2 pseudogenes are annotated in these 672 nt (G+C 64.4%); one reads left to right on the top strand and one right to left on the bottom strand.

Annotation, left to right across the window (positions count from 1 at the left end):
• Window positions 1–89: 89 nt before the first annotated feature.
• A pseudogene (locus LO50_RS24555) lies at window positions 90–383 on the bottom strand (NAD-binding protein); the annotation flags it as partial.
• On the opposite strand from LO50_RS24555, the pseudogene LO50_RS23755 reads away from it, so the two are divergent.
• Window positions 366–672 (top strand): annotated as a pseudogene (locus LO50_RS23755) (heavy metal sensor histidine kinase); the annotation flags it as partial. The pseudogenes LO50_RS24555 and LO50_RS23755 sit on opposite strands and share 18 nt — an antisense overlap.

The raw sequence follows: 672 nt of genomic DNA, 5'->3' as shown, positions 1-672 counted from the left end.
ACAGGCTGATAAACAATAAATCAGAAAATTGTGCACAATTGGATCGACGGCAGTTGGTCCAGATCGCGCGAGCGGCTCTGGACCGGGCCTCAGCGCGGTGCCTGCAATTCCCGCGAGACATTTTCCGCAAGGCCCGCGCCGGCCTCGCTCATGGTCAGGTAGGTGCGGTCGGCGCCAGCTTCCTGGATGCGCTGGGCGATATCCTCGTACATCGCGTGGGACACGATCAGCCCGCCAAATCCGCTTTCGCGCAGCTTGCGGGTGGAGATGATCTTGGCCTCGGGATCGTTCATCGCCAGGATCACCGCTTCGACCTCGTTCATCTCCAGGCTCTGCCAGAACATCTGGTCCTCGGCGTCGGCAAAGAGGATATGTCGGCCCTGCTCGAGGACAGCGCCAGCGTCGAGGCGCTTCGGCAGCGTCCCCAGCTTTACGAAAACATGCTGGGCAATCGCGACAGCCTGCTCTGGTTGCTCGACGCTCAGGGACGCGCGCTGATCGAGATCAACCCGGCGCGGCTGGCGATACCACCACTGCCGGCCGGCGATGCTGCGGAGCTGACCGATACTGATGGAGCGCGGCTGGCCTGGCGGCGGCTGCCGGGCGAGGCGGGGTTGACGCTGGTCGCCGGGCGCATGCTCGTCGAGCGCGAACAGATGCTCGCCGCCTACC

The organism is Stutzerimonas stutzeri (assembly GCF_000935215.1).
Taxonomy (GTDB): Bacteria; Pseudomonadota; Gammaproteobacteria; order Pseudomonadales; family Pseudomonadaceae; genus Stutzerimonas.
This window is presented reverse-complemented; position numbering and strand designations above follow the sequence as displayed.